The 12,345-nt window shown below is 71.9% G+C and carries 11 protein-coding genes; 8 read left to right on the top strand and 3 right to left on the bottom strand.

Features of this window, described 5'->3' with window-relative positions; genetic code table 11:
- Window positions 1–2: 2 nt before the first annotated feature.
- The 6 genes from ACN28C_RS23445 to ACN28C_RS23420 all read left to right on the top strand — a co-directional run bounded on the left by ACN28C_RS23445 (window position 3) and on the right by ACN28C_RS23420 (window position 7,311).
- Window positions 3–1,610, top strand: coding sequence for a sugar ABC transporter ATP-binding protein (locus tag ACN28C_RS23445; RefSeq protein ID WP_422769678.1), 1,608 nt, complete (start codon window positions 3–5; stop codon window positions 1,608–1,610).
- Window positions 1,610–2,662, top strand: a complete 1,053-nt coding sequence (locus ACN28C_RS23440; protein ID WP_422769677.1) for an ABC transporter permease — start codon at window positions 1,610–1,612, stop codon at window positions 2,660–2,662. The genes ACN28C_RS23445 and ACN28C_RS23440 overlap by 1 nt, the downstream gene beginning before the upstream one ends.
- A gap of 25 nt (window positions 2,663–2,687) precedes the next feature.
- Window positions 2,688–3,686, top strand: coding sequence for a galactofuranose ABC transporter, permease protein YjfF (gene yjfF / locus ACN28C_RS23435; RefSeq protein WP_422769676.1), 999 nt, complete (start codon window positions 2,688–2,690; stop codon window positions 3,684–3,686).
- A 128-nt stretch (window positions 3,687–3,814) separates the two neighbouring features.
- Window positions 3,815–5,524, top strand: a complete 1,710-nt coding sequence (araB, locus tag ACN28C_RS23430) for a ribulokinase (protein WP_422769675.1) — start codon at window positions 3,815–3,817, stop codon at window positions 5,522–5,524.
- Window positions 5,521–6,207 carry an L-ribulose-5-phosphate 4-epimerase gene (locus ACN28C_RS23425; RefSeq protein WP_422769674.1) on the top strand — a complete coding sequence of 229 codons (687 nt, stop codon included), beginning with the start codon at window positions 5,521–5,523 and terminating at the stop codon, window positions 6,205–6,207. Before araB ends, ACN28C_RS23425 begins: the two co-directional genes overlap by 4 nt.
- 201 nt (window positions 6,208–6,408) lie before the next feature.
- Window positions 6,409–7,311, top strand: a complete 903-nt coding sequence (locus tag ACN28C_RS23420) for a 4'-phosphopantetheinyl transferase family protein (RefSeq protein ID WP_422769673.1) — start codon at window positions 6,409–6,411, stop codon at window positions 7,309–7,311.
- A 100-nt stretch (window positions 7,312–7,411) separates the two neighbouring features.
- On the opposite strand, the gene ACN28C_RS23415 is transcribed toward ACN28C_RS23420, so the two are convergent.
- The 3 genes from ACN28C_RS23415 to ACN28C_RS23405 all read right to left on the bottom strand — a co-directional run bounded on the left by ACN28C_RS23415 (window position 7,412) and on the right by ACN28C_RS23405 (window position 9,437).
- Entirely contained in the window at window positions 7,412–7,723 is a 312-nt protein-coding gene (locus ACN28C_RS23415; RefSeq protein ID WP_422769672.1) for a hypothetical protein, read from the bottom strand.
- A gap of 144 nt (window positions 7,724–7,867) precedes the next feature.
- Window positions 7,868–8,326, bottom strand: a complete 459-nt coding sequence (locus ACN28C_RS23410; RefSeq protein WP_422769671.1) for a hypothetical protein — start codon at window positions 8,324–8,326, stop codon at window positions 7,868–7,870.
- A gap of 94 nt (window positions 8,327–8,420) precedes the next feature.
- Window positions 8,421–9,437: a LacI family DNA-binding transcriptional regulator gene (locus ACN28C_RS23405; RefSeq protein ID WP_422774783.1), complete on the bottom strand. Its 1,017-nt coding sequence runs from the start codon at window positions 9,435–9,437 to the stop codon at window positions 8,421–8,423.
- Between the two features lie 532 nt (window positions 9,438–9,969).
- Here ACN28C_RS23405 and ACN28C_RS23400 point away from each other — a divergent pair.
- Together ACN28C_RS23400 and ACN28C_RS23395 are read left to right on the top strand one after the other, a co-directional pair.
- A complete protein-coding gene (locus ACN28C_RS23400) occupies window positions 9,970–11,244 on the top strand; it encodes a hypothetical protein (RefSeq protein WP_422769670.1) in 1,275 nt (424 codons plus the stop codon).
- Entirely contained in the window at window positions 11,241–12,233 is a 993-nt protein-coding gene (locus ACN28C_RS23395; RefSeq protein WP_422769669.1) for a glutamate ABC transporter substrate-binding protein, read from the top strand. The genes ACN28C_RS23400 and ACN28C_RS23395 overlap by 4 nt, the downstream gene beginning before the upstream one ends.
- Window positions 12,234–12,345: the final 112 nt, after the last annotated feature.

The raw sequence follows: 12,345 nt of genomic DNA, 5'->3' as shown, positions 1-12,345 counted from the left end.
GGATGGAGACGTCGGGGGAGCCCCGGGCGATCCTGACCATGGCCGGTATCGGCAAGCGGTTCCCCGGCGTACGGGCACTCGACGGGGTCGACTTCCGGCTCTTTCCCGGCGAGGTCCATGCCCTGATGGGCGAGAACGGTGCCGGCAAGTCGACGCTGATCAAGGTGCTGACCGGGGTGTACGACGTGGACGAGGGCCAGATCGTGCTCGACGGCACCCCGGTCCGCTTCACCGGCCCGCTACAGGCGCAGCAGGCCGGCGTGAGCACGGTCTACCAGGAGGTCAACCTCTGCGCCAACCTCTCCGTCGCGGAGAACATCCACATCGGCCGGGAGCCGCGCCGCTTCGGCGCCATCCACTGGAGCGAACTGCGGCGCCGCTCCCGGCACCTCCTGCACGGGCTGGGGCTGGAGGTCGACGTCTCCGCCCCGCTCGGCAGCCTCTCCCTCGCGGTGCAGCAGATGGTCGCGATCGCCCGGGCCATCGACATCTCCGCCAAGGTGCTCGTCCTGGACGAGCCGACCTCCAGCCTGGACGCCGGTGAGGTGGCACAGCTCTTCCGGGTCATGCGCCAGGTCAAGGGGGAGGGGATGGCGATCCTCTTCGTCAGCCACTTCCTCGACCAGGTCTACGAGATCTCCGACCGGATGACCGTGCTCCGCAACGGCCGCCGGGTCGGCGAGTACGCCACCCGGGAACTGAGCCAGCTCGACCTGGTCAGCGCGATGATCGGCAAGGATCTCGCCGCGCTGGAGGAGTTGGAGGAGCAGCCCCGGCGCTCGCTGGCCACCCTGGAGCGGGACCGTCCGGTGGTCGAGGCGACCGGGCTCGGCCGGGATGGGGCGGTGGATCCGTTCAGTCTGACCATCCACCGGGGCGAGGTGGTCGGGCTGGCCGGTCTGCTCGGCTCCGGGCGTACCGAGGTGGCCCGGCTGCTCTTCGGCGCGGACCGCCCCGACCACGGCCGGCTCGCGGTGGACGGCGCGCCGGTGACCATGCGCGGCCCGCGCACCGCGATGGCACACGACATCGCCTTCTGCTCCGAGAACCGCCGCACCGAGGGGCTGGTCGCGGAGCTGACCGTCCGGGAGAACATCATCCTGGCACTACAGGCCGCCCGGGGCTGGTCCCGGCCGCTGCCAAGGCGCCGGCAGGACGAACTCGTCGACAGGTACGTCAGGGCGCTGCGAATCGTGCCGGCCAACCCGGAGGCGCTGGTCGGCCAGCTCAGCGGCGGTAACCAGCAGAAGGTGCTGCTGGCCCGCTGGCTGATCACCGAACCGCGGCTGCTGATCCTGGACGAGCCGACCCGGGGCATCGACGTCGGCGCCAAGGCCGAGATCCAGCGCCTGGTGGTCACCCTCTCCGACGGCGGCATGGCGGTGCTCTTCATCTCCGCCGAGCTGGAGGAGGTGCTCCGGCTCAGTCACAAGATCGCCGTCCTGCGGGACCGGCGGATGGTCGACGAACTGGCCAACGACGACGAGGTGACCGCCGAGCGGATCATGGCGATCATCGCCAGCGGCAACGGTTCGACGGTGGCGGCGCCGCCACCGGCCGACGGGTCACCGCACGATCCGGACGTGACCGTCGTCCGGGAGGAGGGATGATGGCCGATCTCCTACGGCACCGGTTCTTCTGGCCCCTGGTGGTCCTGGCGATCCTGCTGCTCAGCAACCTGTTCTTCACCCCGGACTTCTTCGCGATCGACGTACGCCAGGGGCACCTCTACGGCAGCCTGGTCGACATCGTGCGGTTCGGAGCACCCCTGATCCTGGTCTCGCTCGGCATGACCCTGGTGATCGCCACCGGCGGCATCGACCTCTCGGTCGGTTCGGTCGTGGCCATCTGCGGGGCGCTGGCCTGCCTGCGGATCAGCGAACTGGGTGACCAGAACAGCGTGCCGGGTGTGCTGATGGCGGTCGGCCTCGCCCTCGGGCTGGCCCTGCTGCTCGGCGCCTGGAACGGGCTGCTGGTCGCCCAGGTCGGCATCCAGCCCATCATCGCCACCCTGATCCTGATGGTTGCCGGCCGCGGGCTGGCCCAGCTCATCACCGACGGGCAGATCATCACGATCAACAGCTCGCCGTACAAGCTGATCGGCGGCGGCTACTGGTTGACGGTGCCGTTCTCGATCCTGATCGCGCTGCTGGTCTTCGTCCTCGCCCTGCTGCTCACCCGGCGTACCGCGCTGGGCCTGCTGATCGAGTCGGTGGGCGGCAACGCCGAGGCGAGCCGGCTGGCCGGCATCCACGCCCGCCGGATCATCTTCACCGGATATGTCTTCGCGGCCCTCTGCGCCGGGGTGGCCGGACTGATGATCAGCTCGAACGTCTCCAGCGCGGACGGCAACAACGCCGGCCTCTGGATCGAGCTGGACGCCATCCTCGCGGTCGTGATCGGCGGCACGTCGCTGGCCGGCGGCCGGTTCTCGCTCGGCGGGACGGTGCTGGGCGCACTGATCATCCAGACCCTGACCACCACCATCTACACCATCGGCATCCCACCGGAGACCACACTGCTGTTCAAGGCACTGGTCGTCACGGTGGTCTGCCTGCTGCAGTCGCCGGCCTTCCGGGCCAAGGTGTTCCGTCGGCGCCGGAAACCGCCACCGCTGCCGCGGTCCGACCGGGAGCGGCCGAAGGTGGAGGTGCCGGCATGAACGGCGAGCGAATCGAGGAGGAAGCATGACCGCGGCTGCGGGTCCGCTGGCCAACGGGCGGTTGCGGGTGCTGCGGCCGCAGCAGAAGTACCTTCCGCTGCTCGCCACCCTCACCCTGCTGGTGCTGATGTACAGCGCCGGGGTGCTGCGCTACGAGGGGTTCTCCGACACCCAGGTCGTGTTGAACGTCTTCGTCGACAACGCGTTCCTGCTGGTGGTCGCGGTTGGCATGACATTCGTGATCCTGACCGGCGGCATCGACCTCTCGGTCGGGTCGGTGGTGGCGCTGACCACCATGCTCTCCGCCTCGCTGCTGGAGGAGCGGGGCTGGTCGCCGTACCTGGTGCTGCCGCTGGTGCTGCTGATCGGCGCCCTGCTCGGCTTCGGGATGGGCTGCATCATCCACTACTTCGAGATCCAGCCCTTCATCGTCACGCTTGCCGGGATGTTCCTGGCCCGCGGCCTCTGCTACACCATCGGCACCTCCTCGATCACGATCGACGATCCCTTCTGGACCTCGATAGCACAGCAGCGGCTCCGGTTCGGTGGCTTCTTCATCTCGGTCAGTGTGGTCATCGCGCTGGTCGTGGTGGCGATCGGGATCTACGTGCTGGGCTACACGAGGTTCGGCCGCAACACGTACGCCATCGGCGGCAACCCGCAGTCGGCGCTGCTGATGGGACTACCGGTGGCGCGTACCCGGATCGGGGTCTACACGATCAGCGGGTTCTGCTCGGCGCTCGGCGGGGTGCTGCTCAGCTTCTACATGCTCTCCGGCAACAGCACACACGCGATCGGTCTGGAACTCGACGCGATCGCCGCGGTGGTGATCGGTGGCACGCTGCTGACCGGCGGCTCAGGCTATCTGCTCGGCACGGTCTTCGGTGTGCTGGTGCTCGGCCTCATCCAGACGATCATCACGTTCCAGGGCAATCTCAGCTCGTGGTGGACCAGGATCGTGATCGGGGTGCTGCTCTTCGCCTTCATCGTGCTGCAACGCGTCGTCACCCGGCGGCAGAGCTGAGTGCGGCGGCGGACGGTAGCGCGCTGCGGCGGCGTACCCGGGCAGTGGTGGTAGCGCTAACACCGTGATTGGCTGAGGATAGCGGCGGCGCCGGTGGTGCCGGCCGCTCGCCGCCCGTCACATCCGGAATGGGCGGCGAGCCGGAGAGGGAAGAGCCAGGAGGGACGCGAGTGAGCGCTGACGGTGCGGACCGGTACGTGGTGGGTGTCGACTTCGGCACGCTCTCCGGCCGGGCGGTGGTGGTCCGGGTCTCGGACGGCGCCGAACTCGGCTCGGGGGTGCACGAGTACCGGCACGGGGTGATCGACGACCGGCTGCCGGCCACCGGTGCCGCGCTGCCCGGCGGGTGGGCGTTGCAGATGCCGGAGGACTGGCGGTCGGTGCTGCGCGAGGCGGTGCCGAAGGCACTCTCGGCCGCGTCCGTCGCCCCCGAGGCGGTGATCGGGATCGGTACGGACTTCACCGCCTGCACGGTGCTGCCCACCCTCGCCGACGGGACGCCGCTGAACGAGGTACCCGGGCTCGCCGACCGGCCGCACGCCTATCCGAAGCTCTGGAAACACCACGCCGCGCAGCGGCACGCCGACCGGATCAACGAGCTGGCCGAGGAGCGCGGAGAGTCCTGGCTGCCCCGGTACGGCGGGCGGATCTCGGCCGAGTGGCAGTTCGCCAAGGCGCTCCAGGTGCTGACCGAGGACCCGGAGGTCTACGCCCGGACCGAGCGGTGGATCGAGGCGGCCGACTGGATCATCTGGCAGCTCTGCGGCGAGGAGACCCGCAACGTCTGCACCGCCGGCTACAAGGGCATCCACCAGGACGGGCACTACCCGACCCGGGACTACCTTGCCGCGCTGCACCCCGACTTCGCCGACTTCGTGGACACCCGGCTCGCCCACCCACTCGCCCCGCTCGGCGGCCTGGCCGGGCGGCTGACCCCGGAGGCTGCGGCCCTGACCGGGCTGCCGGCCGGGATCGCCGTCGCGGTCGGCAACGTCGACGCGCACGTCACCGCCGCCGCCGCGAACGCCGTCGAGCCCGGCCAGATGCTGGCCATCATGGGCACCTCGACCTGCCACGTGATGGTCGCCGACACCCTGGCCGAGGTGCCGGGGATGTGCGGGGTGGTCCGGGACGGCATCGTCCCCGGCCGGCTCGGCTACGAGGCCGGACAGAGCGGCGTCGGCGACATCTTCGGCTGGTTCGTCGAGCACTGCGTGCCGGCGTCCTACGCCGAGGAGGCCGCCCGGCGGGGCATCGGCGTGCACGACCACCTGACCGAGCTGGCCGCCGCGCAGCGCCCCGGCCAGCACGGGCTGGTCGCCCTGGACTGGCACAACGGCAACCGGTCGGTCCTGGTCGATCACGATCTCTCCGGCGTCATCGTCGGGCAGACCCTGGCCACCCGCCCGGAGGACCAGTACCGGGCACTGATCGAGGCGACCGCCTTCGGCACCCGGACCATCGTCGCGGCCTTCGACGCCGCCGGGGTGCCGGTGACCGAGTTCATCGTCGCGGGCGGCCTGCTCAGGAACGCCTTCCTGATGCAGGTCTACGCCGACGTGCTGCGCCGGCCGCTCTCGGTGATCGACTCCGACCAGGGCCCGGCGCTCGGCTCGGCGATCCACGCGGCGGTGGCGGCCGGGGCGTACCAGGACATCACCAGCGCGGCGGCGGTGATGGGCAAGGTCCGCCGGGGGGTCTACCGGCCCGACCCGGCCGCCGCCGACGTCTACGACCGGCTCTACGCCGAGTACGAGCGGCTGCACGACTATTTCGGCCGGGGCGGCAACGACGTGCTGCACCGGTTGCACGCGCTACGCGAGGAGGTGCGCCGATGACCAGCGGTGCGATCACGGACAGCCTCAGCGACACCGTCGCCCGGGTCCGCGAGGAGGTGTGCCGACTGCACGAACAGCTCACCCGCTGGGAGTTGGTCACCTGGACCAGCGGCAACGTCAGCGCCCGGGTGCCGGGGGCCGAGCTGATGGTGATCAAGCCCAGCGGCGTCTCGTACGACGATCTGACCCCCGAGTCGATGGTGGTGACCACCCTCGACGGGGACGTCGTCGACGGCACCCGATCGCCGTCCAGCGACACCGACGCGCACGCGTACGTCTACCGGCACATGCCGCAGGTGAACGGCGTGGTGCACACGCACAGCCCGTACGCCACCGCGTGGGCGGCCCGGGACGAGGCGATTCCGTGCGTACTCACCGCGATGGCCGACGAGTTCGGCGGGGAGATCCCCGTCGGCCCGTTCGCGCTGATCGGCGGGGACGACATCGGCAGGGGCATCGTGGCCACCCTGACGGGGCACCGTTCCCCGGCGGTGCTGATGCGTAACCACGGGGTCTTCACCGTGGGCGCCAGCGCCAGGGCGGCGGTCAAGGCGGCGGTGATGTGCGAGGACGTCGCCCGTACCGTGCACATCGCCCGCACCGGCGGATCGCTGGTGCCGATCGAGCAGCGGCACGTCGACGCCCTCTACGAGCGCTACCAGAACGCCTACGGCCAGCGCTGAGGGCGGTCTAGCTGGTCGGTACCGGCTCCCGGTCGGGGTACCGGGTCGCGGCCGGCGCACCGGCGGGGTCGGCACACCCGGACGGTCGGCGTGCCGGGGTGTGCCGGGCTGGTGCGCCGGCCACGCGGCTGGCATGCTCGCGGCAGAGTCTGCCCCGGCCCTCCCCGGCCGCCGTCCACCCGCGACCCCTGGTGGTGCCCGTTGACCGCATCCCTCCGCCCGCCCGACGACCTGCCCGGCGACCGGGCCCGGGACCCGACCGGGACGACCGGGACGACCGGGACTGCGACCGGGACCACCGGGAGCGAGGGCACCGGCACGTGGCGCGGAGCGGGCGCCCCGGTGCCGCCGGTGCCGGGCGAGTGCCAGGTGTGGCGGCTGCCGGTCGGCCCGGAGCAGTGGGCCGGGCACGACGTGCTCGACGAGGAGGAGCGGCAGCGGCACGCGCGGTTCCGGCTGGCCGCCGACCGTGACCGCTACCAGGCCGGTCACGTCGGGGTGCGGTTGTTGCTCGGCCACTATCTCGGTGTGCCGGCCGGCGCGCTCAGCTTTTCCCGGCACTGCCGGCACTGTGGCGCCGGGCACGGCAAGCCGGTGATCGACCGCGCCGACAACAAGCTCGACTTCTCGCTCACCCACTCGGGCGACTGGGTCGCCTTCGCGGTGGCCGCCGACCCGGTCGGCCTGGACGTCCAGGAGTTGACCGACCGCACCGACGTGGCGGCGCTGAGCGGCTCCGTGCTCTCCGCCGACGAGCTGCGTTGGTGGAGCGGCCAGCCGCCGGACTCCGCCCATCGGGCCTTCTTCGGCTACTGGGCCCGGAAGGAGGCCCTGCTGAAGGCGACCGGGCACGGGCTGGCCGTACCGATGAACAAGATCACGCTGACGCCGCCGGACCAGCCGGCCCGGCTGGTGGAATGGGCCGCCGACCGTCCCCTCGACGGACCGGTGCAACTGCACGACCTCGACGTGGGTCCCGGCTACACCGGCGCCGTCGCAGTGCTGACCAGCCAGCACGTCCGGGTCAGCCGGGCCGACTTCCCGGCGTCGTTGCGCGCACCCGGCCCGCCGGCGCGCCGGGCCGACGCGGCCGGACCTGCCTGACGCCGGCCTGTCAGCCCTGTCCGCCCTCGGCTGGCCCGATCCGCCGCTGACCCGCGAGTGAGATGATCGCCGGGGAGAGGGCGTGATCGCCGATGCGGGATCAGAGCCCGAAGACGTCCTCCTCGGCGCCCTGCCGCGCACCGTCGACGAAGCCCCGGAACGCCGGATCGTCCCGGTCGGCGGTCACACTGGTCACCTGTTCCCCGGTCGCCTCGGCCACCGCGTCGACCAGCGGGGGATAGCCGAGGTCGACGTCGGCAAGTTCGTCCTCGTCGGCCTCGGCGAGATTGATCACGTCCTGGAGCTGCTCCGCGTCGGTCTCCGGATCACCGGCCCAGGCCGCGCCGAGGTCGTAGCACTCGTCGTAGAGCGCGCGCTGCTCCTCGGTCCAGTCGTCGTCGTAGTCCTTCACGCCGTGGTACCCCCTTTGCCGCCCATCACCTGAGCATGCCCGGAAGGGGCGCGGCACGGTCGCCGGTTGTCGTTTTTGCCGCCGGTCGGCAACAGTGGGAAGGCTGGCCCAGCCGGCCCGGATGGTTGAGCCGGCCCGGATGGTTCAGGAGGCGGCCGCCGCGGCGGCCTGCTGGTCCCACATCGTGATCACCACGCCGAGCACGAAGATCTGCACCGGCAGCGGCAGCCCGGGCAGGTCGGCGACGATGTCGCCGCGCCAGAAGCTGGTCCGCCGGACCGAGCCGACCCGCCGGCCGCCGGCGTGCAGCTCCTGCGCGTTGCCGAAGAACGAGGCACGCTGGAAGTGGTACGTCTGCCCGCCGGCCTCGACCGTCCAGCGCTTGCGGCCGACCCGGTCCGCGGCTGCCACCCGCTGGCCCGTGGCGTCGGTCATGCCGTAGCGGTTGCCCCAGGCGTTGCCGCGTACCTGGTAGTGCTGGCCGTCCAGCTCGAAGTTGCCGCCACTGCGCCAGAAGGCATCGTCCCAGGTCGCCACCACCCGGCCGCCGAAGGTTATCTCGTAGCGGCTGCGCCAGAAGCTCGTCCTGTGGGCTTTCAACACAGCGCCAGGCTAGTCGGCACGGGCGAACCGGCCCGTAACGGAGGGGGCGTTGCGGAGCCGGGGTCGACGGCGTCCGGTCAGCTCCGGTCCCCGGTCAGCTCCGGCCGGCCGGCGGTGCGGCGGTGCTCTGCCGGACCACCAGCGTCGGCTGGATCGGCGTGGTGCTGGGCAGCGTGACGGTAGGCTGGCCGTCCCGGCCGCCCACGTCGAGCAGTTGCAGCAGGGTGGCCATGCCGCGCCGGCCGACCTCGTCGAAGTCCTGCCGCACGGTCGTGAGTGGCGGCAGCATGAACTCCGCCTCCGGTATGTCGTCGAAGGCCACCACGCTGATGTCTGCCGGCACCCGGACGCCCCGCTCGTGCAGGGCGCGCAGCAGGCCGAGCGCCATCTGGTCGTTGGCGACGAAGACCGCGGTGACGTCCGGGTTGCCGGCCAGTGCGGTGCCGGCGGCGTACCCGGAGCGGGCGCTCCAGTCCCCGGAGATGATCGGCGGCACGGCGGCGCCGGCCTCCTCCAGGGTCTGGCGCCAGCCGATGATCCGGTCACCGGCCTCGAGCCAGTCGCTGGGTCCGGAGACGTGCCACACGGTGCGGTGCCCGAGCTCGAGCAGGTGTCCGACGGCGAGCCGGGCACCTGCCACCTGGTCCACCGCGACGGAGGGCAGCCCGCTGTCCTGGCCGGCCTCGACCGCGACCGCCGTCATGCCCCGGGGCAGGCTGTGCAGGGCGGCGGCGGCCGCCATCTGTGGTGCGATGATGATGACGCCGTCCACGCCCTGACCCTCCAGCGCCTCGACGGCGCTGAGCACCCCCCGGCGGTCGACCTTCTCCAGGGTGACGATGCTGACCCCGTAACCGGCGGCCCGGGCGGCGCGCTCGATGCCGAGCAGCGTCGAGGCCGGGCCGAACAGGATTGTGTCGAAGCTGACCACGCCGAGCACCCGGGAGCGGCGACTGGCCAGTGCCCGCGCCATCGCGTTCGGCCGGTAGCTCAGCTCCGCCATCGCCCGGACCACCCGGTCCCGGGTTTCCGGACGGACTCGCGGATGACCGTTTATCACCCGGGAGACCGTCTGGTGCGACACGCCGGCAAGCCGGGCCACGTCGGTCATCACCGCCGGCCGCCCGGTCCGCGAGGGCGTCGTCACGTGTTCTCCGCGCGAAAGCACAATCCGCCTACCGCCTTCCACCCCGCCGGCGATGCCGGACGTCCGATCCAGGTTAGCCTTATCACCCTGGTAGACGGACACGACCGCCCGTGTTCGGCCAGGTTACGTTTTCGGTCCGGTAGCTGCCGGCTCGCCCGGCGGCCCGTCAGTCCGGCAGCCCGTCGGCAGCGCCCCGCCGGATGTCGACGGCCGCCCGGCGGGGGTCAGAGTGGACGGTGGCGCGTGGCGGTGCCGCTGCCGTTGCCGACGTCCGTGGACCGTCCGGGCGGTCGGTGCGGCACCCCCCACCGGTTGAGCCGATTGGTTACCTTGAAGCCGGTCGTCCAAGATCTGACCGCCTTGGCCACGTCCGGCCGGGGGGTTCCCGGCGCCGGGTTGGGGGGTACGGGTGGGTTCGCACGGGTCGGCGGTGGCTGTCCCGCCAGGGCGGTTGGCCGCCTCACCCCGACCCCGCCCGCCGGACCGGTGGCGCTGGATGAACACCTTCCTGCGCCGCACACCCGGCCGGCTGACCGCCATCCTGACCGGGGTCGTCGTGCTCGGTCTGCTTGCCGGGACGGTCGCGTTCGCCGGCGTCCGGCAGCGCGCGGAGCTGGTCAGGGACGTCACCGCACGCAGCGGTGAACTCGCGGTGGCGGCGCAGGGCCTCTACCGGGCGCTCTCCGACGCCGACGCCACCGCTGCGAGCGCGTTCCTCTCCAACGGGCTCGAACCACCGGCGCTGCGTGAGCGCTACCAGCGTGACCTGGCCGACGCGGCCTCGGCGCTGACGGCCGTCTCGTCCGCCGTTCCCGACGACAGCCGGGGTGCCAGGGCGGTCGCCCGGATCACGGCGCGGCTGCCGGTCTACGCCGGTCTGGTGGAAACCGCCCGCACCTACAACCGGCAGGGCCTGCCGCTCGGCGTCGCCTACCTGCAGGAAGCCTCCGGCCTGATGCGCGACGAGCTGCTGCCCGCGGCCCAGGAACTCTATGCGGGGGCCTCGACCGAGCTCGACGAGGCGCGGGACCGGGCGGCCGGCTTTCCGTGGGTCGCCGTGCTGCTCGCGCTACTCACCCTCGCCGGTCTGGTGCTGACGCAGATCCACCTGACCCGGCGCACCAACCGGCTGCTCAACGTGGGGCTGCTGGTCGCCACCGGCGGGGCGCTGTTGCTGGTCGGCTGGCTCACCGCGTCGGCGCTGGTGGCCGCCGGGAACCTCCGGGACAGCCGGGACTCCGGTTCCGCCCAGGTGAACCTGCTGGCCGAGGCGCGGATCGCCGGGTTGCAGGCCCGGGCCGACGAGGCGTTGACCCTGGTCGCCCGGGGCAACGGGGCGGCGTTCGAGGAGAACTACACCGTCATGATGGAGCGCCTCGCCGGCGCCGACGGCTCTGGCGGGCTGTTGGCCCGCGCCCGGCTGGCGGCTCCGGACGACACCACGCGGCAGGCGGTCGAGACCGCCATCGCCCGAAGCAGGGAGTGGTCGGCCGCGCACCGCACCGTACGGACCCTCGACGACAGCGGCGAGTACGCCAAGGCGGTGGCCGCCACCGTCGGCACCGGCGAGCAGACCACCGCCGCGATCTTCAACCGGTTCGACGAGGCGCTCGCCTCGGCCATCGACCACAACGGGAGGCGCTTCGAACGTGAGGCGACCGGCGCCGGGCGGGCACTCACCGGCGTCGACATCGGTATCGCCGGCCTCACCCTCGTCCTGCTGGTCGGTGCCGCCGTGGGCATGCAACAGCGGATAGTGGAGTACCGATGACACACCGGCGGATCACCGTGCGGCTGCTCGCCGGCTTTGTCGCGGCGGTGGCTGCGGTGGGCCTCGCCGCGTGCGGCACCGGCGAGGAGGCACTGCCCGACAACCAGGTGGTGGCGGAGCCGCCCCGGCCGGTCGGCATGCAGGATCCGGCGGTCGTGCCGACCGGGCCGGCGGCGCCGTCCGGCTCGTGCGACCCCCGGGCCAGCCTGCGGCCGTCCGGCTCGTTGCCCCCTCCCCGCCAGATGCCGGGCGGCACGGCGATGGCCGAGATCGTCCAGCGTGGACGGCTGATCGTCGGCGTCGACCAGAACAACTACCAGTTCGGGTTCCGAGATCCGCTGACCGGCCAGCTCACCGGCTTCGACATCGACATCGCCCGGGAGATCGCCCGGGGGCTCTTCGGCGACCCGGCCCGGATCCAGTTCCGGGCGATCAGCTCCGCCGATCGGATCAAGGTGGTCCAGGAGGGCACCGTCGACATGGTGGTGCGGACCATGACGATCAACTGCGAACGCTGGCAACAGGTCAGCTTCTCCACCGAGTACTTCACCGCCGGCCAGCGCGTCCTCGTCAACCGGGGCTCCGGGGTGCGGAGGATCGAGGATCTGCGCGACAGGAAGGTGTGCGCGGCGGCGGGCAGCACCTCGATCCGGAACATCGCCGCGAAGGGCACCCGGCCGGTCTCGGTGGTCAACTGGACCGACTGCCTCGTGCTGCTCCAGCAGAACCAGGTCGTCGCGGTCTCCACCGACGACAGCATCCTGGTCGGGCTCGCCGCCCAGGACCCGAACACCGAGGTGGTCGGTCCGCGGTTCAGTGACGAGCCGTACGGGGTGGCGATCTCCCGGGAGTCCCCGGAACTCGTCCGGTTCGTCAACGGCGTACTCGCCAGGATCCGCGCCGACGGGACCTGGACCCGGCTGTACCGACGATGGCTGACGTCGTTGGGCCCGGCGCCGGCCCCACCGGTCGCGCGTTACCGGGACTAGCGTGTCCCGTGGACCTTCCAGTGCGGCGGTGGGGCACCGGCGGCGACCGGTTTCCGCCGGCCGTCGCCACGGGCTCCCGCCGCGTGCCCGAGCGTCGTGCGCACGGCACGAA

Source organism: Plantactinospora sp. WMMC1484, from assembly GCF_049315195.1.
Taxonomy (GTDB): Bacteria; Actinomycetota; Actinomycetes; order Mycobacteriales; family Micromonosporaceae; genus Plantactinospora.
The sequence above is the reverse complement of the archived record's forward strand: the minus strand, read 5'-3'. Positions and strand labels throughout refer to the sequence as shown.

Excerpts from the sequence above, each read along its gene's own strand:
- ACN28C_RS23445 (WP_422769678.1), top strand. The coding sequence starts at position 3 with ATGGAGACGTCGGGGGAGCCCCGGGCGATCCTGACCATGGCCGGTATC.
- ACN28C_RS23440 (WP_422769677.1), top strand. The coding sequence starts at position 1,610 with ATGGCCGATCTCCTACGGCACCGGTTCTTCTGGCCCCTGGTGGTCCTG.
- yjfF (WP_422769676.1), top strand. The coding sequence starts at position 2,688 with ATGACCGCGGCTGCGGGTCCGCTGGCCAACGGGCGGTTGCGGGTGCTG.
- araB (WP_422769675.1), top strand. The coding sequence starts at position 3,815 with ATGGGCGGCGAGCCGGAGAGGGAAGAGCCAGGAGGGACGCGAGTGAGC.
- ACN28C_RS23425 (WP_422769674.1), top strand. The coding sequence starts at position 5,521 with ATGACCAGCGGTGCGATCACGGACAGCCTCAGCGACACCGTCGCCCGG.
- ACN28C_RS23405 (WP_422774783.1), bottom strand. The coding sequence starts at position 9,437 with ATGACCGACGTGGCCCGGCTTGCCGGCGTGTCGCACCAGACGGTCTCC.
- ACN28C_RS23400 (WP_422769670.1), top strand. The coding sequence starts at position 9,970 with ATGAACACCTTCCTGCGCCGCACACCCGGCCGGCTGACCGCCATCCTG.
- ACN28C_RS23395 (WP_422769669.1), top strand. The coding sequence starts at position 11,241 with ATGACACACCGGCGGATCACCGTGCGGCTGCTCGCCGGCTTTGTCGCG.